The sequence below is a fragment of the Streptomonospora litoralis genome (assembly GCF_004323735.1).
GTDB classification, from domain to species: Bacteria; Actinomycetota; Actinomycetes; order Streptosporangiales; family Streptosporangiaceae; genus Streptomonospora; species Streptomonospora litoralis.
This window is the reverse complement of record NZ_CP036455.1, coordinates 946,784-967,105: the sequence shown is the minus strand read 5'-3', so window position 1 is coordinate 967,105 and position 20,322 is coordinate 946,784. Positions and strand designations below refer to the sequence as shown.

Annotated in this window: 16 protein-coding genes, 2 tRNA genes and 1 pseudogene; 7 read left to right on the top strand and 12 right to left on the bottom strand. The window is 71.3% G+C overall.

Features of this window, described 5'->3' with window-relative positions; genetic code table 11:
* Window positions 1-277: 277 nt before the first annotated feature.
* Window positions 278-559, bottom strand: a complete 282-nt coding sequence (gene rsrA / locus EKD16_RS04185) for a mycothiol system anti-sigma-R factor (RefSeq protein ID WP_131097183.1) — start codon at window positions 557-559, stop codon at window positions 278-280.
* Window positions 556-1,200 (bottom strand): sigma-70 family RNA polymerase sigma factor, encoded by a 645-nt coding sequence (locus EKD16_RS04180; RefSeq protein ID WP_131097182.1) that lies wholly within the window; start codon window positions 1,198-1,200, stop codon window positions 556-558. The genes rsrA and EKD16_RS04180 overlap by 4 nt, the downstream gene beginning before the upstream one ends.
* A gap of 382 nt (window positions 1,201-1,582) precedes the next feature.
* On the opposite strand from EKD16_RS04180, the gene EKD16_RS04175 reads away from it, so the two are divergent.
* Window positions 1,583-2,458: a class I SAM-dependent methyltransferase gene (locus EKD16_RS04175; RefSeq protein ID WP_131097181.1), complete on the top strand. Its 876-nt coding sequence runs from the start codon at window positions 1,583-1,585 to the stop codon at window positions 2,456-2,458.
* Between the two features lie 169 nt (window positions 2,459-2,627).
* Here the strand turns inward: EKD16_RS04175 and thiC are convergent, their stop codons facing one another.
* The 3 genes from thiC to EKD16_RS04160 all read right to left on the bottom strand — a co-directional run bounded on the left by thiC (window position 2,628) and on the right by EKD16_RS04160 (window position 7,600).
* A complete protein-coding gene (gene thiC, locus EKD16_RS04170) occupies window positions 2,628-4,298 on the bottom strand; it encodes a phosphomethylpyrimidine synthase ThiC (protein WP_242677225.1) in 1,671 nt (556 codons plus the stop codon).
* 330 nt (window positions 4,299-4,628) lie between these two features.
* Window positions 4,629-5,525, bottom strand: a complete 897-nt coding sequence (locus EKD16_RS04165) for an SOS response-associated peptidase (RefSeq protein ID WP_131097180.1) — start codon at window positions 5,523-5,525, stop codon at window positions 4,629-4,631.
* Window positions 5,526-7,117: 1,592 nt separating this feature from the next.
* Window positions 7,118-7,600 carry an OsmC family protein gene (locus EKD16_RS04160; RefSeq protein ID WP_131097179.1) on the bottom strand — a complete coding sequence of 161 codons (483 nt, stop codon included), beginning with the start codon at window positions 7,598-7,600 and terminating at the stop codon, window positions 7,118-7,120.
* 122 nt (window positions 7,601-7,722) lie between these two features.
* Here EKD16_RS04160 and aroA point away from each other — a divergent pair, with 122 nt between their 5' ends.
* Together aroA and rsgA are read left to right on the top strand one after the other, a co-directional pair.
* Window positions 7,723-8,997, top strand: coding sequence for a 3-phosphoshikimate 1-carboxyvinyltransferase (gene aroA, locus EKD16_RS04155; RefSeq protein ID WP_131097178.1), 1,275 nt, complete (start codon window positions 7,723-7,725; stop codon window positions 8,995-8,997).
* Window positions 8,994-9,986: a ribosome small subunit-dependent GTPase A gene (gene rsgA / locus EKD16_RS04150; protein WP_131097177.1), complete on the top strand. Its 993-nt coding sequence runs from the start codon at window positions 8,994-8,996 to the stop codon at window positions 9,984-9,986. The genes aroA and rsgA overlap by 4 nt, the downstream gene beginning before the upstream one ends.
* An 88-nt stretch (window positions 9,987-10,074) precedes the next feature.
* Here the strand turns inward: rsgA and EKD16_RS04145 are convergent.
* A pseudogene (locus EKD16_RS04145) lies at window positions 10,075-10,693 on the bottom strand (RNA-guided endonuclease InsQ/TnpB family protein); the annotation flags it as partial.
* Between the two features lie 122 nt (window positions 10,694-10,815).
* Between EKD16_RS04145 and EKD16_RS04140 the strand changes: the two are divergent.
* Window positions 10,816-11,142, top strand: a complete 327-nt coding sequence (locus tag EKD16_RS04140) for a hypothetical protein (RefSeq protein ID WP_131097176.1) — start codon at window positions 10,816-10,818, stop codon at window positions 11,140-11,142.
* A gap of 22 nt (window positions 11,143-11,164) precedes the next feature.
* On the opposite strand, the gene EKD16_RS04135 is transcribed toward EKD16_RS04140, so the two are convergent.
* Window positions 11,165-11,770 (bottom strand): TetR/AcrR family transcriptional regulator, encoded by a 606-nt coding sequence (locus EKD16_RS04135; protein WP_131097175.1) that lies wholly within the window; start codon window positions 11,768-11,770, stop codon window positions 11,165-11,167.
* Window positions 11,771-11,864: 94 nt separating this feature from the next.
* Between EKD16_RS04135 and hisN the strand changes: the two genes are divergently transcribed.
* Both hisN and EKD16_RS04125 read left to right on the top strand, forming a co-directional pair.
* The gene (gene hisN / locus EKD16_RS04130) at window positions 11,865-12,689 is read left to right on the top strand and encodes a histidinol-phosphatase (protein WP_131097174.1); all 825 of its coding nucleotides are present in this window, start codon (window positions 11,865-11,867) and stop codon (window positions 12,687-12,689) included.
* Window positions 12,690-12,757: 68 nt separating this feature from the next.
* The gene (locus EKD16_RS04125; protein ID WP_131097173.1) at window positions 12,758-13,285 is read left to right on the top strand and encodes a hypothetical protein; all 528 of its coding nucleotides are present in this window, start codon (window positions 12,758-12,760) and stop codon (window positions 13,283-13,285) included.
* A gap of 184 nt (window positions 13,286-13,469) precedes the next feature.
* Here the strand turns inward: EKD16_RS04125 and EKD16_RS04120 are convergent.
* From EKD16_RS04120 to EKD16_RS04110, 3 genes are all read right to left on the bottom strand, one after another.
* Window positions 13,470-13,543: transfer RNA gene (locus tag EKD16_RS04120), tRNA-Met, on the bottom strand.
* A 1,003-nt stretch (window positions 13,544-14,546) separates the two neighbouring features.
* Window positions 14,547-14,620, bottom strand: a tRNA-Met gene (locus EKD16_RS04115).
* Window positions 14,621-14,720: 100 nt separating this feature from the next.
* The gene (locus EKD16_RS04110; RefSeq protein ID WP_131097172.1) at window positions 14,721-17,810 is read right to left on the bottom strand and encodes a UPF0182 family membrane protein; all 3,090 of its coding nucleotides are present in this window, start codon (window positions 17,808-17,810) and stop codon (window positions 14,721-14,723) included.
* 258 nt (window positions 17,811-18,068) lie between these two features.
* Here EKD16_RS04110 and EKD16_RS04105 point away from each other — a divergent pair, with 258 nt between their 5' ends.
* Entirely contained in the window at window positions 18,069-18,599 is a 531-nt protein-coding gene (locus EKD16_RS04105; RefSeq protein ID WP_242677224.1) for a PPA1309 family protein, read from the top strand.
* 76 nt (window positions 18,600-18,675) lie between these two features.
* On the opposite strand, the gene EKD16_RS04100 is transcribed toward EKD16_RS04105, so the two are convergent.
* Together EKD16_RS04100 and EKD16_RS04095 are read right to left on the bottom strand one after the other, a co-directional pair.
* Window positions 18,676-19,731, bottom strand: a complete 1,056-nt coding sequence (locus EKD16_RS04100) for a YlbL family protein (protein ID WP_131097171.1) — start codon at window positions 19,729-19,731, stop codon at window positions 18,676-18,678.
* Between the two features lie 82 nt (window positions 19,732-19,813).
* The gene (locus tag EKD16_RS04095) at window positions 19,814-20,251 is read right to left on the bottom strand and encodes a molybdenum cofactor biosynthesis protein MoaE (RefSeq protein ID WP_131097170.1); all 438 of its coding nucleotides are present in this window, start codon (window positions 20,249-20,251) and stop codon (window positions 19,814-19,816) included.
* Window positions 20,252-20,322 lie beyond the last annotated feature (71 nt).

The following is a 20,322-nucleotide window of genomic DNA, read 5'->3' as shown; positions in this document are numbered from 1 at the left end:
TGACCCGGCGCCGGACCGACCGGGCGTGTCGTCCGACGCGTGACCGCGATCGACTAACCGGGACCGTCCTAAACCCCGGCTCGCAGTAACTTCGCACCGCGCTCGCGACACACAAAAAACCGGCGGCCGTGCACACGACCGCCGGAATCATCTCTTCAGTCGGTTTTGCGGCATTCATCGGCCGCATCGCGCATTCCGCGAATTTCGGTCCCGGTTGCCGGAATCGGCGGACCGCGACCCCGTCGGCTGCCTGGACCGGAGCAGCGCTACAGGGGGTCTACTCCGCGCTCTCGCGGACCTCCAGGTCGGCCCGCGCCGCCTCCAGCCGGTGCAGAACCTTGGCGCGCAGGTCGCCGGGGACCGGGTCGGCGCCGCAGTGCTTGGCCACCAGCTTCTTGACGACCTCCTCCAGGCCGTACTCGGCCAGGCAGGGGCCGCACTCGTCCAGGTGCTCGCGAATGTCGGCGCAGTTGCTCTCGTCGAGCTCCCCGTCGATGTAGGAGTAGACCTTCGCCAGCACCTCGCTACAGGGGGTAGCGTGCTCTCCGCCGCAGCTCATCGCTGGTCCCTCCGACTCGACCCGCCGTTCGGCGTCTCAACCGCCATGCCTTCGCCGTCCGCGGAATCCAGGATGCCGCGGTCCAGCGCGTACTCCTCCAGCATCGAGCGCAGCTGCCGCCTGCCGCGGTGCAGCCGCGACATCACCGTGCCGATCGGGGTCTCCATGATCTCGGCGACCTCCTTGTAGGCGAATCCCTCGACGTCGGCGAGGTACACGGCGATGCGGAAGTCCTCCGGAAGATCCTGCAGGGCGCGCTTGACGTCGGTGTCGGGGAGGTGCTCAAGCGCCTCGGCCTCGGCGGACTTCAGCCCCGAGGAGGAGTGCGAAGCCGACTGAGCGAGCTGCCAGTCCTCGACATCCTCCGTGCCGGCCTGCTTGGGCTCCCGCTGCTTCTTGCGGTAGGAGTTGATGAACGTGTTCGTGAGGATCCGGTACAACCAGGCCTTCAGGTTCGTCCCCGCCTTGAACTGGTGGAACGAACCGAACGCCTTCGCGAACGTCTCCTGGACGAGATCCTCGGCGTCGGAGGGGTTGCGGGTCATCCGCAACGCCGCCGAATAGAGCTGGTCCAAGTACGGGAGCACGTCCCGTTCGAACCGAGCTCCCTGCTCGTCGAGTGTCTCCTGGCCTTGATTCAAGCCCGCCTGCCTCCTTGTGCTGGCCTCCCGTGGGGCAACCGTAGCCTCACGATACGACGCCGCACCGGGGGAGGGCACATCGCCGAGCGGGCCCCCGCCCGCCCGCGACTCCACGAAGTCAGCAGTAGCTGTAGGCATCGCCCTGCCTTTACTCTCCTCGTCCGGTCGTCCTGCTGCGCGTTCGCCGGGACTCCGGTCGGACCGCGCGTGCCCCGACGACCTGCGGGTAGTGATGTGCATGCCAACAACGGCCGCCCCGGACTGATTCCGCGTGCCGAGAGGTTGCGCGCCGCGGAACTTTCCTTTTCCGTGCGGCCGCAGAGGTGACCCCTGCGCGAGTGAGGGTAAAACCCCTCAACAAAGACGTGGGAGAGGAGTATGCGTGCGACCGTCCTCCAGCTCCGCGTCCCGACCGCCGGCATCCGAGACCGCCGACACCGCGCCTGAGGCACGCCGATCCCGTTCCGCGGCGGCGCAGTTCGCCACCAGCGACTCCCTGTCCGCCTACTGGCGGTTCTACTGGGCGGTGGCCGACGCACAGCTCGCCCGGTGGCTGCCGACCGAGCGCGGGCGCGTCCTCGACCTCTCGGGACCCGACTTCCGCGGTGCGCCGAGGGCGGTCGCCGACGGGCACGACGTCGTCACCCTGCTTCCCTCGGCCGAGCTTCGCCCGCGGCGCCAGCTGACCCTGGTCAACGGGCACGCGCCCGCCCCGCGCCGGCGTTCGCCCGGCAGCCTGCAGCCCGTCGTCGGCGATACCACTTTCCTCTCCGGTTTCACCTCGAACGCCTTCGACGGCGTCCTCGCCGACAACCGCGTGCTCTCCCGCCACCTGGCCACCGAGGACTCGCTGAACGAGATCGCCCGGGTGCTGCGGCCTGGCGGACGGGTGCTGATGTGCGTCGACTCGGTCGTCCTCGGCATGGCGCTGCTGGCCGAACAGGACTGTTGGCCGGAGCTGAGTTTCGCCCCGCGCGCCGACGTGCTGCTGGTCCCCTGGCCCGACGGCTCGATCACCCGGTGCTTCACCGCCGAGCAGATCGGCGAGGTCGTCACCGACGTCGGACTGGAGCTCGACTGGGTACGGCCGCGCACCGTGCTGTCGGCCTCGACCGTGGAGATGATGCTGGCCCGCGACCAGCACGCGCTGGGGCGGCTGGTCGAGATGGAACTGCACGCGGCCGAGTCCGACGACTACGTCGGTGTGCACCTGCTGGCCAGCGCCCGCAAACCCGGCGGGCCGGCGAGCCCGCGCTGAGGCGACCGGCGCTTCCCGCCGCCCCGCCCGCCGCCGTCCGCGGACCCGCGGCGACCGGCTGTCCTGCCCTACGCACGCGCGGGGCCGGGAACCGCGCCACGGCGGTGCCCGGCCCCGATCGACGGCGACCCCGCGGGGCGGAGGCGGTCCCGGCCGCCCCGCGGGCCGACTACTCGGACTCGGCCATCGGCAGGTACACCCGCTGGCCGTGTTCGGCGAACTCGGCGGACTTGTCGCGCATGCCCTGATCGATGGCGGCCACCGTGGACAGGCCGTTCTCCTCGGCGTACCTGCGCACGTCCTGGGTGATCTTCATCGAGCAGAACTTGGGACCGCACATCGAGCAGAAGTGCGCGGTCTTGGCCGGTTCCGCCGGCAGCGTCTCGTCGTGGAAGGACTGGGCGGTCTCGGGGTCGAGTGCCAGATGGAACTGGTCCTGCCAGCGGAACTCGAACCGTGCGGTCGAGAGGGTGTCATCCCACTCCTGGGCGCGGGGGTGCCCCTTGGCCAGGTCCGCGGAATGGGCCGCCAGCTTGTAGGTGATGACCCCGGTCTTCACGTCGTCGCGGTTGGGCAGCCCCAAGTGCTCCTTGGGGGTGACGTAGCACAGCATCGCCGTGCCGTGCCAGGCGATCTGCGCGGCGCCGATGGCGGAGGTGATGTGGTCATAGCCCGGCGCGATGTCGGTGGCGAGCGGCCCCAGCGTGTAGAAGGGCGCCTCGCCGCACAGCTCCTCCTCCAGCCGCACGTTCTCGGCGATCTTGTGCAAGGGCACGTGTCCGGGCCCTTCGATCATCACCTGCACGTCGTGGGCGCGGGCGATGTGGGTCAGCTCGCCGAGCGTGCGCAGCTCGGCGAACTGGGCCTCGTCGTTGGCGTCGGCGATCGAGCCGGGGCGCAGGCCGTCGCCCAGCGAGAAGGTGATGTCGTAGCGCCGGAAGATCTCGCAGAGCTCCTCGAAGCGGGTGTAGAGGAAGCTCTCCTGGTGGTGGGCCAGGCACCACGCCGCCATGATCGAGCCGCCGCGCGAGACGATGCCGGTAACGCGGCGGGCGGTCAGCGGGACGTAGCGCAGCAGCACGCCGGCGTGCACCGTCATGTAGTCCACGCCCTGCTCGGCCTGCTCGATGACGGTGTCGCGGTAGATCTCCCACGTCAGCCTGGCGGGGTCGCCGTCGACCTTCTCCAGGGCCTGGTAGATGGGCACGGTGCCGACCGGGACCGGCGAGTTGCGGATGATCCACTCGCGGGTCTCGTGGATGCGCTTGCCGGTGGACAGGTCCATGATCGTGTCGGATCCCCACCGGGTGGCCCACACCATCTTCTCGACCTCCTCGGCGACCGACGAGGTCACCGCGGAGTTGCCGATGTTGGCGTTGACCTTCACCAGGAAGCTTTTGCCGATGATCATCGGCTCGGATTCGGGGTGGCACCGGTTGACCGGGATCACGGCCCGGCCGATGGCCACCTCGGAGCGCACGAAGTCGGGGTCCATCCCCTCGCGCGCCGCGATGTAGCGCATCTCCGGGGTGATCACGCCCGCTTTGGCGTAGGCCATCTGGGTGACCGCGCCGTTCACCGGTTCGCGGTCGCGGATCCACGGCTCGCGCGTCCGCGCCAGGCCGGCGTGGACGTCGACGTCGGCGGAGGACTCGGTGTAGGGGCCGGAGGTGTCGTACAGGTCGATGTGGCTGCCATTGTCCAGCGCCACCCGCCGCTGCGGAACCCGCAGCGGTCGCGCGGAGTCGGGGTCGGAGACCTCGTGGTAGACCTTCTGCGATCCCATGACGGGACCGGTGGTCACGGTGGGCTGGACACTACGGTCGTCGAGCGCCGTCAAGGCACGCCTCCCTACGTCGGAATTACCCGAACAGGTTCTGCGGTCGGCGGCGCCGGCCCCGTTCTCGGGGCAGCCGCCCTCTCAGCCCGCCATGGCGCGAGCTCCCGCGATGGTGATGGTGTCGGTTCGCCGCCGGGGCTTGGGCCCGGGCGGCTCGCATCGGTTTCGTGCGGTCGTAACGGTCGTGCACCGTCGTCACGGTGCTCCGCCGACCGCGTCCGGTCGGCGGCGATCGAGTGATCGGGGACACCTTACCCACGGCCTGCGGGCGGCAGCCAGACCCGCGGCCGAATCGGGCGACGACTGTGCGGCGCGGGTGCGGCCGGTGGCTCAGAACAGCGTGGCGCCCGGGGCACCGGCGGACTCGGGCGGCTCCGCGACGGGTTCGAGCAGTTCGGGGCCGTTGTTGCGCACGCTGTTGACAGCGGTGCTCACCGGGGTGACGGCGAACTCCGAGACCGGCGTGGCCGCCATGGCACGCTGCAGGTCGTCCGGCCCGGAGGCGGGGTCGAGCCAGGTGGCCCACAGCTCTCGCGGGACCGCCACGGGCATGCGCTCGTGGATGGCGCTCAGTTCGGGCGCGGCCGCGGTGGTGACAACGGTGCAGCTCCACAGCCAGGCAGCGGGATCGTCGTCGGAGCGCGTGGGGTCGCGCCAGCGCTCGAACAGCCCGGCCAGTGCCAGCGGGGAGCCGTCGGCGTAGCCGATGGCGTAGGGCCGCTTGCGCGACTTCGCCTTGCGCCGCTGGTGTCCGGCGTCGGTGACGGGGGACGTGCCGGCCTCGGCGTCGCCGGGCCGGTCCTCGGGCAGCAGCTGCCACTCGTAGTAGGCGTCGGCGGGGATCAGGCAGCGCCGCCGGGCGAACGCGCTGCGGTAGGCGGGCTTGTCGGCGACGGTCTCACTGCGCGCGTTGATCATCTTGTAGCCGACAGTGGGGTCCTTGGCCCACGAAGGCACCAGCCCCCAGCGCATCGTGCCGAGCGAACGCGGCCCGCGGTGCCCGCTGTCGTCGGCACCGGCCTCGCCGGGGGGCGTGCCAAGCAGAGCGTAGACGGTCTTGCCCGGTGCGACGTTGTAGTCGGGCGCCAGCTCCTCCAGCGGAGGGTGCGAGCGAGAGCCGCCGGTCCCGCCACCGCCGGCCGGCGCCGCGGTGTCGTCGGTCTCCGGAAAGTCGAAGGCGAGCTGCAGCTCGTGCTGGTTGCGCGCTTGGGCGTATCGGCCGCACATGTGCCAAAGCCTAGCCGCGGGGGGTGACAGAAGGAGGGGAGTACCGCCGCGGGGGGTGAGAGGGGTGAGGGCCGCGCTCACCGGGTCGGGTGCTCGCCGCTGGCGGCGGCCGACGAAAGCGGCCCCGGTCCGCTGGGCGGCCTTGCCGGTCTGCCGAGAAACGGGTGACCTGGAAAAACAGCGGCGGCGACGGTGGCAGCGGGGCTGGGGCCGCGCTACCGGGTCGGGTGCTCGCCGCTGGCGGCGGCCGACGAAAGCGGCCCCGGTCCGCTGGGCGGCCTTGATGGTCTGCCGGGAAACGGGCAACCTGACGGAGAACGACGGGCACCGAGGACGGCAGTGGGCTAAGCCCGCGATCGACGCACCCGGTGCCCGCCGGTGACCCACCCGACGATGCGGCGACAACGCCGGCGGGGCCGGGCCCGCGGTGGTCGGCGGCAATCACCGCCCCTGGCCGCGGGTGGGTGAACCCCGGGAGCCGCGGTTCGGGTTGTCGGCGACGTCCGACGCGAGGCAGTCGGCGGCGGTCATGACCCGATGGGGCCACGAGTTGCACGTACGTGCGGCGGCACCCGCCTCGGCGCCGCCCCGAGGCGCCACCCGCGCACCACGATTCCGCGATACGAAACAAAACTGGGCATTTTGTCCACCAATGCCCGATTCCTCGGTGGGCCCACGCCCGCGCTGCGGCGGCGACGGAGCACGAGGCGCACCGAATGGCGCGAAAACAGCCCCGGCGTCGACTTTTCGTGCACCTCGTGACCACGGCGCCCGCCGACGCCGCCCGCAAAACGGTCATAGACCCTCAAAAGCCCACCCCATCGGGGGATGGGACTCCCGGCGACCGCGCCCGGGCGCCACGAGCGACGTGTCGTCGCCCCCGGGCCCCCGATCCGGTGCACCCCCGGGCGTACGGGCGCCCGCGACCGCGCCGCACCGCGCGATCCCCCGGCCGGTGCGGGCCTGGTCGGAACACGGCGGTACCCAGCCGGCGCACCGGCGCCGGTAGGTCCCCTATGCCGGTCCATCCGGCGATGATCGCGAACTTATGGCCGCAGAATACGCCTTCCTGCGACCATAAGTTCACGATAGACGGGCCAAGCCGCGCCGAGTCTGTCTGCAGGGCTGGATTCGGCGCCGAATCCAGCCCTGCAGACAGACTCGATGGCACCGGTGCCGCCCAACGCAGGGTTGTAACCAGACAGCGGCCGGAATCCGGTGAAAACCGCGCGTTGGATGCGCCGACCGGCCCGCGGCGGCCCAACGCCGCCCGCCGCCGGGCGCGCCACCGGCCAGCACCCGACCCGGCGACCGCGGGCCCGGCCCTCCGCCGCCCTCGCCGCCGCTTTTCCGTGCAGGCGGCCCGACACCCGGCAGACCAACAAGGCCGCACAGCAGACCCGACCCGCCGCCCCGCCGGCCGCCAACCGCCGCCACCGGCGAGCGCCCGACCCGACAACCGCAGGCGCAACCCACCGCCGCCCCCGCCGCCGCCCCCGCCGCCGCTCCCCCATGAAGACCACCCGACACCCGGCAGACCAGCAAGATCGCCCAACGGACCGGCCCCGCCCCAGACGCCCCATTCCACCTATTCACTCGCTCTCGGCGACGCGGATCTCCGGCTCGTTGCGTACCGGGAAGTTCACCGAGCGGGCGATGAAGCACACCTCGTGCGCCTTCTCGTGCAGCCGCCGGGCGGTCTCGGCCATGCCCTGCTCTGCGACGGTCACCACCGGGTGCAGCACGACCTCGTCGAACTCGCCGGAGGCGTCGCGGTGCGTGGTCATGGTGCCGGTGGCGGTGTCGGTGTAGGCGACGACGTTCACCCCGGCCGAGGGCGCAAGCGACAGATACGACAGCATGTGGCACTCGCTCAGCGCGCTCACCAGCTGGTCCTCGGGATTCCAGCGGGCGGGGTCGCCGCGGAACGCGGCGTCGGCCGATCCCTTGAGCACCGGTCGGCCCGCGGCCTCGACGTCGTGCGCACGCTCGAACGCGCGGTAGCCGGCGGTACCGGATCCGGTGTTGCCGGTCCAGGTGACCCTGACCTCGTAGTGGTGGTGCTTGTCGGCCATGTGCCCCTCCTCCGATCGGCGAGATTCCGCGGGGCGCCGACCCCGCTACCCGTGTCCAGCCTGCCCGAGGAGGCGGCCGCGCGCAGCGGCGGGTTCCCTCCGCGCCGGTTAGCCTTGGAGACATGCCCGAATCCGCGCCGCATTGGCCCGCACCCACCGCCCGCACTCCCGTGGACGCCACGGTCACGCTGCCGGGTTCGAAATCCATGACCAATCGCGCGCTTATGCTGGCGGCCCTTTCGGAAACGCCCAGTGCGGTGCGCCGTCCGCTGCGCAGTCGCGACACCGACCTCATGGCCGCCGCGCTGCGCTCGCTGGGCATCGGCGTGGCCGAGTCCGGCGCCGACTGGAAGGTCGCGCCCGCTCACCCGCGGGGGCCCGCGCGGGTGGACGTCGGCAACGCCGGAACGGTGATGCGATTCCTGCCGCCGCTGGCGGCGCTCGCCGACGGCGACGTCGCCTTCGACGGCGATCCGCGGGCGCGCGAGCGCCCCGTCGGTCCGCTGCTGGAGGCACTGCGAACGCTCGGCGCCGACATCGACGACGGCGGTCGCGGCGCGCTGCCGCTGACCATCCGCGGGAGCGGGGCCCTGGCCGGCGGCGCGGTCCGGCTGGACGCCTCGGGCTCTTCCCAGTTCGTCTCCGCACTGCTGCTCAGCGGCGCCCGGTTCGATGCCGGCGTCGAGATCCGCCACGAAGGCCCTCCGGTGCCGTCCCAGCCGCATCTGGACATGACCGTCGAGATGCTGCGGGCGGCCGGCGTCTCGGTCGACGCCTCGACCCCTGACACCTGGCGCGTCGCGCCGAGTCCCGTCAAGGCCGGGGAGGTCGTGGTGGAACCCGACCTCTCCAACGCCGCGCCCTTCTTGGCCGCCGCTCTGGTCACCGGCGGACGGGTGACCGTCGTGGGATGGCCGGAGCACACCGCCCAGCCGGGCGGCGCGCTGCGCCGGCTGTTCGCCGACATGGGCGGCGAGTTCACCGCCGGAGACGACGGCTTGACGCTGCACGGCACCGGCGAGGTGCGCGGCATCACCGCCGACCTGCGCGAGGTCGGCGAGCTGACCCCGACCGTCGCCGCCGTCGCCGCGCTCGCCGAGACCCCGTCGCGGCTGACCGGCATCGCCCACCTGCGGCGCCACGAGACCGACCGGATCGCGGCGCTGGTCCGGGAGATCAACGCGCTCGGCGGCGACGCCGAGGAGCTGCCCGACGGCCTGGTGATCCGGCCGCGGCCGCTGCACGGGGGTGTGTTCCACAGCTACGACGACCACCGCATGGCCACCTCGGGCGCGGTGATCGGCCTCGCGGTCGACGGAGTGGAGGTGGAGAACATCGCCACGACGGCCAAGACGCTGCCCGGATTCCGCGACCTGTGGGCCGAGGTGACGCGATGAAGGGCGGGCGGCGCCACCTGGACGAGGACGACGTCCGCGTCCGCGCGCGCGGCGGTTCGCGCCCGCGCACCCGCATCCGCCCCAAGCACGAGGACGCCCGCGAGGGCTTCGTCACCGCCGTGGACCGCGGGCGCTACCGCTGCCTGGTCGAGGGCCGCGCGGTCGTAGCCATGAAAGCCCGCGAACTGGGACGCGGCAGCATCGTCGTCGGCGACCGCGTCGCGCTCGTGGGCGACCTCTCCGGCCGCCCCGACACCCTGGCGCGCGTGGTGCGCGTCGAGGAGCGCGACTCGGTGCTGCGCCGCACAGCCGACGACACCGACCCGGTGGAGCGGGTCATCGTCGCCAACGCCGACCAGCTCGCCATCGTCTGCTCCCTGGCCGATCCCGAACCCCGGCCCCGCTTCATCGACCGGTGCCTGGTCGCCGCCTTCGACGCCGGGCTGGACCCGCTGCTGTGTCTGACCAAGGCCGATCTCGCCGACCCGGGCGAATTGCTGCGCACCTACGCGGGGCTGGACCTGCCGTACGTCGTCACCAGCCGCACCGGAGACCTCGGCGGGCTGCGCGAGCGGCTGGCGGAGCGTTGCAGCGTCCTCGTGGGCTACTCCGGCGTGGGCAAATCGACCCTGGTGAACCTGCTCGTTCCCGACGCCGATCGTTCGGTCGGCGACGTCAACCCGGTCACCGGGCGCGGTCGGCACACTTCGACCTCGGCGGTGGCGCTGCCGTTCGAGGACGGCTGGATCATCGACACACCGGGACTACGCAGTTTCGGACTGGCCCACGTCAGCGCCGACGACGTGGTGGCGGGATTTCCCGATCTGGACGAGGCCGTGGCCGACTGCCCGCCCGGCTGCACGCACACCGAGGACGCACCGGGCTGCGCCCTGGACGCCGGGAGGGCGGAAGGCCGCTTGGACGCCGAGCGGGTGGCGTCGCTGCGCAGGCTGCTGGGCAGCCGCGAAGACGAGCGGCAGTCAACTTGACCCGGGCCCTGAAGGAGCCCTGAAGGCCGGGCTTGGAGGTAGCGGCCCGCCTGGCCGGCGGGTGGGCTCCTCCGACCAGACACCCCCGCTACGGGGCGGCAGGGACGCGTGACGCACGCCCCGCATTCCACGCAGCCTCGCCCCGGCGGGCGATGGTGCGGGAAGCATTGCGGTCGGCGTGGGCAACGACCCCACGACCGGCACACGAACCGGGCCCGATCCAGGCGGTTCCTCGTATCGATGTGATGGCATTCGGCGCATTCCCGGCTGGTGTAGGCCGGATCCACCGAGACCAGCGGCACCCCGGCCCGCTTGGCCTTGTAGGCGATGAAGGCGGCGAGCCGGGCGAAGGCCCAGGAATGCAGCGCGACCCGTTGGGGCCGGCAAAGCCGTACCCTCTGCCGGATCCCCGTCAGGTCTTCCAGGGCGATACCGGCCGAGGCGCGTTCAGCCTCGGTCACGATCTGCTTGGCGATGACGTGGTTGGTGTTCGCAACGTCGCGCCGCTCGCGCCGGTTGCGCTTCTTCAACCGGCGCTTTGCTGATTCGGTCTTCTTGGCCTGGAGTTTGGCCCGCAGGGCGGCCTGGCGCTTGCGGTGGCGGTTCAGGCCCCGCCCGGCCGCCCGGTAACCGGCGGAAGTGGTGGCGATGTTGGCGATGCCCAGATCCACACCGATGAACCCCTCAGGCGGCTCCTCGCTAGAATCGGCTGAACGGCCGCGGCGCGGCCGGTTCCGGACAAGCCACGCTCAGTGGCTCGACCAGACCGAAACCGCCTGTATATTCATGAGCCGCCCGTTCTCGGAAAACGACCAATTGGAAACCGATCATGATCATCTGGCGCGGTTGGGGCATTCTCGCCCTGCTGATAACCGTCCTGTTCTGCCTGCCCGCCGGCCTCGGCATCGAGGCGCTGCTCGGGAGCGAGTTCGTCCCCTTCGGTATCGCCGCAGCGCTCGTACTCGCCGGAGTGTCCGTCTTCCTGCTCGGGCAGCGGCTGAACGCCCCGCGCCCCGGATACCACCCGCAGACGGGCCAGCCGGTGCTCTACCGCAACCAGCACACGCTGTTCTTCGTCCCGATGCAGTACGTCGGCTTCGTGCTGCTGGGCGCCAGCGTCCTGCTGCTGGTGGCGGGCGTCGTGACGATCCTCTGAGCCACGCGGGCGGCTGCGGGGGTCACCGGCGCGCAGGCCCCCGCACCGCGCCGATCATGCTGTGCACCGCCAGTTCCACGCGCTCGGCCGCCTGGTGCGGGTCGGTCGGCAGCAGCACATACGACAGGGTCAGCCGCAGCGCCACCTCGGCCACGGCTGCTGCCCGGTCCGCGCCGATGTCGGGCAGGCTCCCACGCAGGTAGCCGGTCATCCGCGCCCCCAACTCGACGTACAGCGGCTCGGCCCGCGTGGTCAGCACCGGAAGCAGTTCGGTGTCGCCGGTGATGATCGCGCTGAGCAGCGGATCGTCGGCCGATGCCGCCAGGGTCCACCGCGCCGCCTCCGCCACCGCGTGGGCCGGCTCGCCGGCGGTGTCGGTGAGGATGTCCATCACCCCGTCGAGGAACCGGCCGCCCTCGCGGACCACGACCGCCTGGAGCAGGCCCTCTTTGCTGCCGAACTCGTTGTAGAGGGTCTGGCGCGAGACCCCGGCGGTCGCCGCGATGTCGGCCATGCGCATGCGCCCCCACCGGCCGCCCACGACCTCGACGTAGGCGGCGTCGAGCAGCCGCCCCCGGGTGCCCGCAGCCGGTCCGCGGGGGACCTGCTGCTCGTTCGCGTCGGACATGCGGCCATACTGTCACGCAGAGCCCGCCGTATCTCCGACCCCGCAGGGGCGCCGCTCGCTCGCACCGGGCCCCGGGAGGGTAGCGTAAGCCGCCATGGCGTCCTTTGACGATGATCTGCGTCTCGCCCACGTCCTCGCGGACGCGGCCGACGACATCTCCCTCAAGCACTTCCGTGCGCTCGACCTGAAGGTCGACACCAAACCGGACCTGACTCCCGTCACCGAGGCCGACCGCTCCGTCGAGGAGACCCTGCGCGGGGTGCTCTCGCGTGCCCGGCCGCGCGACGCCGTGGTGGGTGAGGAGTACGGCCGGACCGGTGTCAGTCATCGCGTGTGGGTCCTCGACCCCATCGACGGCACCAAGAACTATGTGCGCGGCGTACCCGTGTGGGCTACGCTGATCGCCCTGCTCGAAGGCGACCGCCCGGTGGTCGGCGTGGTCTCCGCGCCTGCGCTGACCCGGCGCTGGTGGGCTTCGCGCGGCGGCGGCACGTGGACCGGGCGGAGCCTGACGAAGGCGACGCGGTGCACCGTTTCGGGGGTGTCCGCGCTGGAGGACGCGTCGCTGTCCTTCTCCGAACTGTCGGAGTGGGAGGAGCAGCAGCGCCTGGACAGTTTCCTGGGCCTGACCCGCTCCGTGTGGCGCACCCGTGCCTACGGCGACTTCTGGTCGCACGTGATGGTCGCCGAGGGGTCGGTGGACATCTCCGCCGAACCCGAACTGTCGCTGTGGGACGCCGCCCCGCTGCCGGTGATCCTGGAGGAGGCGGGGGGCCGGGCCACGGACCTGCGCGGCCAGGACTTCACCGACGGCGGCGCCCTGGTGTGCACCAACGACGTCCTGCACGACGACGTCCTCACCTGGCTGAACGGCGGCCCCACCCCGGGCGGCGGCCCGGCGCCGCTGCGGCTGACCTGAGCGCGTACGCACCCGCTCCGCACGAGACACGCGCAGTGCCAGTGTCGGGGCATAGTAGTCTGCGGCTCGTGTCGCAACAGCTCACGCACCCCCTCCCCCGCCTCCTGCTCCCCGCCGCGCTGGCGGCCTCGCTCGCCCTGACGGGCTGCGGGGCCCAGGGCTCCGGCCCGTCGATGGAGGAGCTGGAGGCGCGGATCGCCCCCACCGCCGACGCCTCCGCGCCGGCAGCCGACCCCTCCGCGCTGGCCGAGCTCCGCTTCGACACCGAGTCGCTGGCCTGCGACCCGCGGATCCACGCCGACGCCCAGGGCGCGTGGGAGACCTCGGCCCCGCGCACGGAGGTCTCCCAGGGCGCCCCCCTGAAGCTGCGCAACACCGAGGGCTCCGAAGGCACCGATGTGCCCGTGGACATCACGGTCACCACCCCCGGCGGAAAGACGCACCAGGCCGAGGCGACGCTGTCGGGCGGCGAGTGGATCGAACTGAGCTACCCCGCGGACTTCTCCGGAGCCTCTCTCGCCGCGGGCGCGTTCACCGTCGTGTGGACCACCGGGGAGGGCGCCTTCATCGCCTGCGACGGCTTCAGGGGCGCCTAAGCCCGTAGTCCACGAACGCAGTCGCAACGGGCGGCGACTCGGCAAGGCGTGGCGTCGCCCGTGGCGAGTGTGCCCGCGCAGTCCGGATTATGTGCGAGAGGTGTCCGCACAGCGGTATCCACTCCCACGCGCCGAACACACAGAAAGGCCCGGCCCCGGAAATCCGGGACCGGGCCTTCGCTCGTAGCGGGGACAGGATTTGAACCTGCGACCTCTGGGTTATGAGCCCAGCGAGCTACCGAACTGCTCCACCCCGCGTTGGTGTGTCTTCAGACTACCGTTCCTCGGCGCTCACACCAAATCGATACTCTGCTCCGCCGCTGTGACGGCACCCACACGCAGAAAGCCGACGGGCCATGCCGACGGGCAGCTACCGCGCTGGCAGGGGCGTCGCCCCTAACTAAGCCCTGTTTAAGAACGCCGGTCTGCTGTACGGCCTTGCTGGCCTGCCGGGTGTCGGGCGGTCTTCACCGGAAAGCAGTGCGACGCCGGCGATGGGCTGCGCCTGCGGTTGCCGGGTCGGGTGCTCGCCGGTTGGGGGCTCGGCGGGGCGGCTCGGGTTGGCTGTGCGGCCTTGTCGAGGCCTTGTCGGTCTGCCGGGTGGCAGGCGGTCTGACGGGGAACAGCGGCGGCGACGGCGGCGGATGGCCCAGCCCGCGGTCATCGAGCCGGGTGCCCGCCGGTGGCGCAGCCGACGGGGCGGCGGGCGGCCCTGTTCGCGGGCGGTGGCGCGTGCGACGGCGACCGGGCGCCGGTATGTCTGATATGCCGGTTCATCCGGCGTCTATCGTGAATTCATGCCCACGGGAATGCGCATTCCGCGGCCATAAGTTCACGGTATCGGAACAAGCCGCGCCGAGTCTGTCTGTGGGGCTGGATTCGGCGCCGAATCCAGCCCCACAGACAGACTCGATGGGACCGGTGCCACCTATTGCAGGGTTTCGACCAGCCAACGGCCGGAATCCGGTGAAAACCTCGCAATAGATGCGCCGAGCGGCCCGCGGCAGCCGAACGCCGCCCTCCGCCGGCCGCCGCCACCGGCGAGTCCCCGACCCGTCGACCGCAGGCCTAGCCCACCGCCGTCCTCGCCGCCGCTTTCCCGGCAAGACCACCCGCACCCTGGCAGACCAGCAAGACCGCACAGCGAACCCGAGTGGCACGGCCCGGCCGCCCATGGGAGCCGGGCCGATCCAGCACTTCTTAAACAGGGCTTAGCGCAGAAAGGCCCGGCCCCGGAAAACCGGGACCGGGCCTTTGCTCGTAGCGGGGACAGGATTTGAACCTGCGACCTCTGGGTTATGAGCCCAGCGAGCTACCGAACTGCTCCACCCCGCGTCGGTGTGTCTTCAGACTACCGTTCCCCGGCGCTCACACCAAATCGGCGAACGGCGGCGGCCGTGGAGGCAGGCGCCTGCGTCCACGGCCGCCGGGCGGATCAGTTCGAGCCGCCGCCCGAGTCCCCGCCGGAGCCCTCGCCCGAGCCGCCGTCGCCGCCGGACCCGCCGCCTTCGCCGGATGCCTCCTCGGCGCGCTGCAGGGCCTCCTCCAGCCGCTGGTTGGCCTCCTCGTAGGCGCTGAAGTCGCCGTCCTGCAGGGCCTGCTGGCCGTCCTCGTAGGCCTGGGCAGCGTCCTCCAGCGCCGCGGCGAGCTCACCGCCGCCGCCTTGACCGCCGCCCTGGCCGCCGGCGTCCTGACCGCCCCCTTCGGCAGCGCCACCGCCCTCGTCCAGGGGCTGGCCGCCTTCGCCGAAGAGGTTGTTCAGCGCCTGCTGCAGGTTGTTGCCGATCGCGACCTGCTCGCCGAAGCCGACCATCACCTTCTGCAGCAGCGGGTACGAGGTTCCGCCCGCGGCCTGCACGTAGAGCGGTTCGACGTAGAGCAGCCCGTCGGCGAACGGCAGAGTGAGCAGGTTGCCGTTGATGATCTGCGACTGCTGGCTCTGCTGCAGCGGCAGCAGTTCGTCGCGGATCGCGTCGTTGGCGGAGAACGCTGCTTGCACCTGCCCCGGGCCCATCACCACGGTGTCCTGCGGCAACTGCAGGATCCGGAGTTCGCCGTACTCCTCCTCGGTGGCGTCGCTGTTGACCGCCAGGAATCCGGCCAGGTTCTCGCGGCCCCGCGGCACGAACGTCGACGTCACGGAGAAGTCGGCGTCGTCCTCACCGGGGTAGCGGATGGTCTGCCGGTAGGGCGGCTCGGGGCTGTCGCCGTCGGAGGTCGGGTCGGAGGGCACGTTCCAGAAGTCCTGCCCGCCGTAGAAGGCGTCGGCGTCGGTGATGTGGTAACGCCGCAGCATCTCGCGCTGGACCTTCACCAGGTCGTCGGGGTAGCGAAGGTGCGACATCAGCTCGTCGCCGATCTCGCTCTTCTTGGTGATCACCTCGGGGAAGGCCCGCGACCAGGTCTTGAGCACCGGGTCCTGCTCGTTCCAGCCGTAGAGGGTCACCGTGCCGTCGTAGGCGTCGACCGTGGCCTTGACCGAGTTGCGGATGTAGTTCACCTGGTTGTCCGGCAGCGCGTTGACGGTGTCGGTGGACTGGGTGAACGTGTCCTCGGTCGCGTCGGAGAGGTCGATCCGCTCCGAGTAGGGGTACATGTTGCTCGTCGTGTAAGCGTCCACGATCCACTGGACGCGGCCGTCGACGATCGCCGGGTAGGGCTTGCCGTCGGCGGTCAGGAACGGCGCCACCCGCTCGACGCGCTCGGCGGGGTCGCGCTCGTAGATGATGCGCGACTCCGAGTCGATGGCGCTGTTCAGCAGGATGTCGGGCTCGGAGTAGCGCAGCGCGTAGAGGATGCGCTCCAGGAAGTTGCTCAGCTCGACGCCGCCGTCACCCCCGTAGCGGTTGGTGCGCTGGCCGCTGTTGGCCTCGGAACCGCCGCCCTGGCCGCCCTGGCCGCCCTGGCCCTGGCCGCCCTGACCCTGGTCGGCGCCCTCGCCGCCCTGATCCTGGCCGCCACTCGCCTGTGCCGGCGCGTTGGCGTTGTCCGGCGAGGGCGAGGGGCTGCCCACCGGATCACCCGCGTCCTCGCTGGTGGTCACGTTCTCGGTGCCGCCGCCGCCCAGCGGGTAGTCGTACTCCGGTTCCGCGTTGACGATGACGTACTCCGCACCCTCTCGGCCGAAGTAGATCCGCGGCTGGTAGTCGCCCGCGACCTCGGACAACTCGCCCTCGGGCGGGATGTTGTACTCGGTGAAGACCGGCCGCCCCTGGTCGTCGACCTGGTTGCCGGCGGCGGCCACGATCCCGAAGCCGTGCGTGTAGACGAGATGCCGGGTCAGCCAGTTGTCCTGGTCCTCGGGCGGCCCCGACAACTCCCGGGCGGCGATGATGGTGTCGACCGTCTCGCCTTCGCCGTTCTGGTAGCGGTCGACGCTGAGGACCTCGGGGAACTCGTAGAAGCCGCGCACCTGCTGCATCTGCTGGAACGTCTCGGAGACCACCGAGGGGTCGACCAGGCGGACGCTGGGGATGGTCGCGGCCTCCTCGGCGAGCTGGTCGGGCGTCAGCTCCGTCTGCGCGTCGTAGTTCGTCACCTCGGTGTCGTCGATGCCGTAGGCCGCCCGGGTGGAGTCGATGGTGCGCTGGATGAAGGGCCGCTCCAGCCGCTGCTCGTTGGGGCTGACCTGGAACTGCTGCACGATCGCCGGGTAGACGCCGCCGATCAGGATGGCCGAGAGCACCAGCAGGCCGAGGCTGGCCACCGGCATCATCACGTTGCGCACGTAGATGTTGGCGAAGAACAGCAGCGCACAGACCACCGAGATCACCGACAGGATGATCACCGCGTACAGCACCGCGTTGACGTCGGTGTAGGAGGCGCCGAAGGAGTACCCCCGGTTCGAGAACACCAGCCCGTACTGGTCGAGCCAGTAGGCGGCGGCCCGCAGCAGCACGAAGACGCCCAGCAGCACCGACAGGTGCACCCGCGCGGCCGGGGTGGCGCGCTGCCCCTGGCTCTGCAGGCGGACGCCGCCGTAGAGGTAGTGCACGACCACGGCGGCGATGAAGGCCAGTACTACGGCCGCGAAGAGGTAGCCCAGCACCACCCGCAGGAACGGGTAGGTGAAGGTGTAGAAGGATATGTCCCGGCCGAACTGCGGGTCGTTCACGCCGAACGACGCGCCGTTGGCGAACTGGAGGTAGGTGCCCCATTCACCCGCGGCCGAGGCTCCGGTGAGCAGGCCCAGGCCGGCGACGATGACCCAGAAGAAGAGTTTCCGGCGCGGGTCGATCGACATGCGGTAGCGGGCCAGCCCCTGCTGCTCCGGGCTCATCGGCGGCGCCAGCGGCCGGCTCCGGTAGGCGAAGTACATGCTGGAACCGACGACCGCGGCCATCACCAGGCCGCCCGCCACGAACATCAGCGCACGGGTGCGCAACTCGGTGAAGAAGACGGACGTATACCCGACGGAGTCGAACCACAGGTAGTCGGTCCAGTAGTTCGCGGCCGTCACCAGTGCCGTAATCACGACGACCACGGCCACCGCGACAGGCGCGAGCAGCCGGGATCGACGGGGCATGCGCGCGGACGGTGCGCCGGGCGATCGGAAGCTCACGCCTCCCCCTCGTTAGATAGCACTGCGGTCGGTCGGTCCAGGACACGGGGTCCCTTGGTATCCGCAACTTATTGGGCGCGCTGCGGGTTCCCGAAACCCCTCGCCAGGTGATGACAACATGACATCGACCCGGAATCGAAGCTGCATCGGGACATGTGCGTGGTCCGACTTTACTCCCTGGAAGATGCCCTTCCGGTGCCCGCGGTCCGCCACCATGGAGGGGTGTCTTTCAACATTCGCGAAGCCGTCCTGGAGCTTGAGCGCCATGCCGCCGGCCAGGGCTGGGACCAGCCGGTGCGCATCTACGCGCTGGTACCCACCACCGACCTGATGGAGCGCGAGCCCGCGCTGGCCGAGATGCTCGGGCTCACCGGCGGTGTGGCCGCCGACGATCTCACGCCCGTCGAGCAGGATCCGCTGCCCGAGGGCGTTGCGCTGGAGGAGGCGCTGGGCCGCATCGCCTGGCCCGAGGCGGTCACCGGCTGCGCGCTGGTGATGGAGCGGCTGGTGCTGAAAGGCTCCGACGTCACGCTGGAGCCGCCGCAGGGTGAGGACGCCGGCGAGTGGGCCCAGCAGCAGGACGGCCGCGAGGAGGTGCGGATGGTGGCGGGTGTGCTGCGCGACGGCAGCCGGCACTCCGCGCTGCGGATGCGCAGCCACGACTCCGAGGACGAGGTGCTCAGCGGCCAAGACCTGGTTCCGGGGCTGACCTCGGCGCTGGAGCTCACCCTGGAGGACGAGCAGGAGGAGTGATCCGCCCCTCGGCGGCGCCTGCGGCCGACGCCGCGCCCGCCGCGGAGGCGGCCGGGTCCCAAGCGGTCGAAGCGGCTCAGCCGGGCTGGCAGCGGGGCAGGTCGCCGGTGCCGTTGCCGGTGCGGATGGCCTCCAGGGCCTCGACGGCCTCGTCCAGCGTCCCCACCTTGACGACCTCGATCTCGCCGGTGGCCGCGGAGTCGAAGGTCTGGGCGCAGCTGTCGGCGGGGACGAAGAAGTACTCCGCGCCCTGGCGCTGGGCGCTGACCATCTTCTGCTCGACGCCGCTTACGCCGCCGACTTCGCCCTCGGGGGTGATGGTGCCGGTGCCCGCGATGTCGCTGCCGCCGGTGAGGCTCTCGGGGGTGAGCCGGTCCATGACGCCCAGGGCGAACATCATCCCGGCGCTGGGGCCGCCGATCTCGCCGACGCTGATGTCGACTTCGAAGGGGAAGTCCATCCGGTCGGCGATGAGGACGCCGATGATCGGATCGCCCTCGTCGTTCTCCTCGGTTCCCACCTCGGCTTGGACCGTCTCGCCGTCGCGCCGGAGCGTCAGCTGCACGGGCTCGCCCGGTTCGCGGTCGCCGACCAGCTCGACGGCCTCCTCCTTGTCGGCCACGGGTTCGCCGTCGACGCGGGTGATCACGTCGCCCTTGCGCAGCTCGCCCTCTGCCGGCCGACCTTGCACGACGTCGGCGACGTAGGCACGGGTCTCGTAGTCGACGCCCAGCTGGCTCAGCGCCGCGGCGGTGGCCCTGCGCTGCGAACTGTTCATCTCCAGCGTCTGGGCCTCGGTGATCTCCTCGACGCTGCGGTCCGGCGGGAACAGCGCCTCCTGGGGCAGCACCGCCTGGCTGGGCGAGAGCCACGCACCCAGCACGGTGAACAGGTCCATGCGCACGTCGGGTCCGCCGGAGTACTGCACGGTCACCATGGAGAGCTCGCCGTCGTGCTCGTAGCTCTCGGTCCCCTCGACCTGGATGATCTGCTCGCCCTCGGCGGTGCCGAGGGTGTTCAGCGCGATGCCGGGCGAGGCTACGAGGTAGGGCACCGGCAGATAGACCGCGCCCGCTCCCAGACCTACCAGCAGGACCACCGCGACGATCAGGGTCATTGCACGACGGAACATGCTGTACAGCCTAAACCGCACGGTAGAGGGCACCGGTCGGCCCCCGCCGCGGCGGCGCGCCCGCGCCTGCGTTGGGGGCCGGTTACTCCGCCCCGACCCACTCGGCGCGGCCGTCGGAGAACTCCTGGTGCTTCCAGATGGGCACCTCGGCCTTGATGTCGTCGATCAGCCGCCGGCAGGCGTCGAAGGCTTCGTCGCGGTGCCCAGCGGCAGCGGCCACGACCACCGCGGTGTCGCCGATCTCCAGTTGCCCGACGCGGTGCAGGGCGGCCACCCGCCAGACCGGGCGGCCGTCACCGGAGGTGTCGGCGGCGACCTTCTCCATGACGCGGCGCATGTCGGATTCGGCGCGCGGATGGGCCGAGTAGGCCAGACGCTCGACGGCGCGGCCGTGGTCGGTGCCGCGGACGGTTCCGACGAAGAAGGCCGTGCCCCCGGCGCGGGGGTCGCCCACGGCGGCGAGGACCTCGTCGACCGAGATCGGGGTTTCGCGCAGTCCTACCAGGCTGATGGCGTCCACGTGACGACGGTATCAACAGGCGCTCCCGCGCGGCCGCCGCCCGGTGTCCGGTGTCCGCGTCCCCGGCGGAC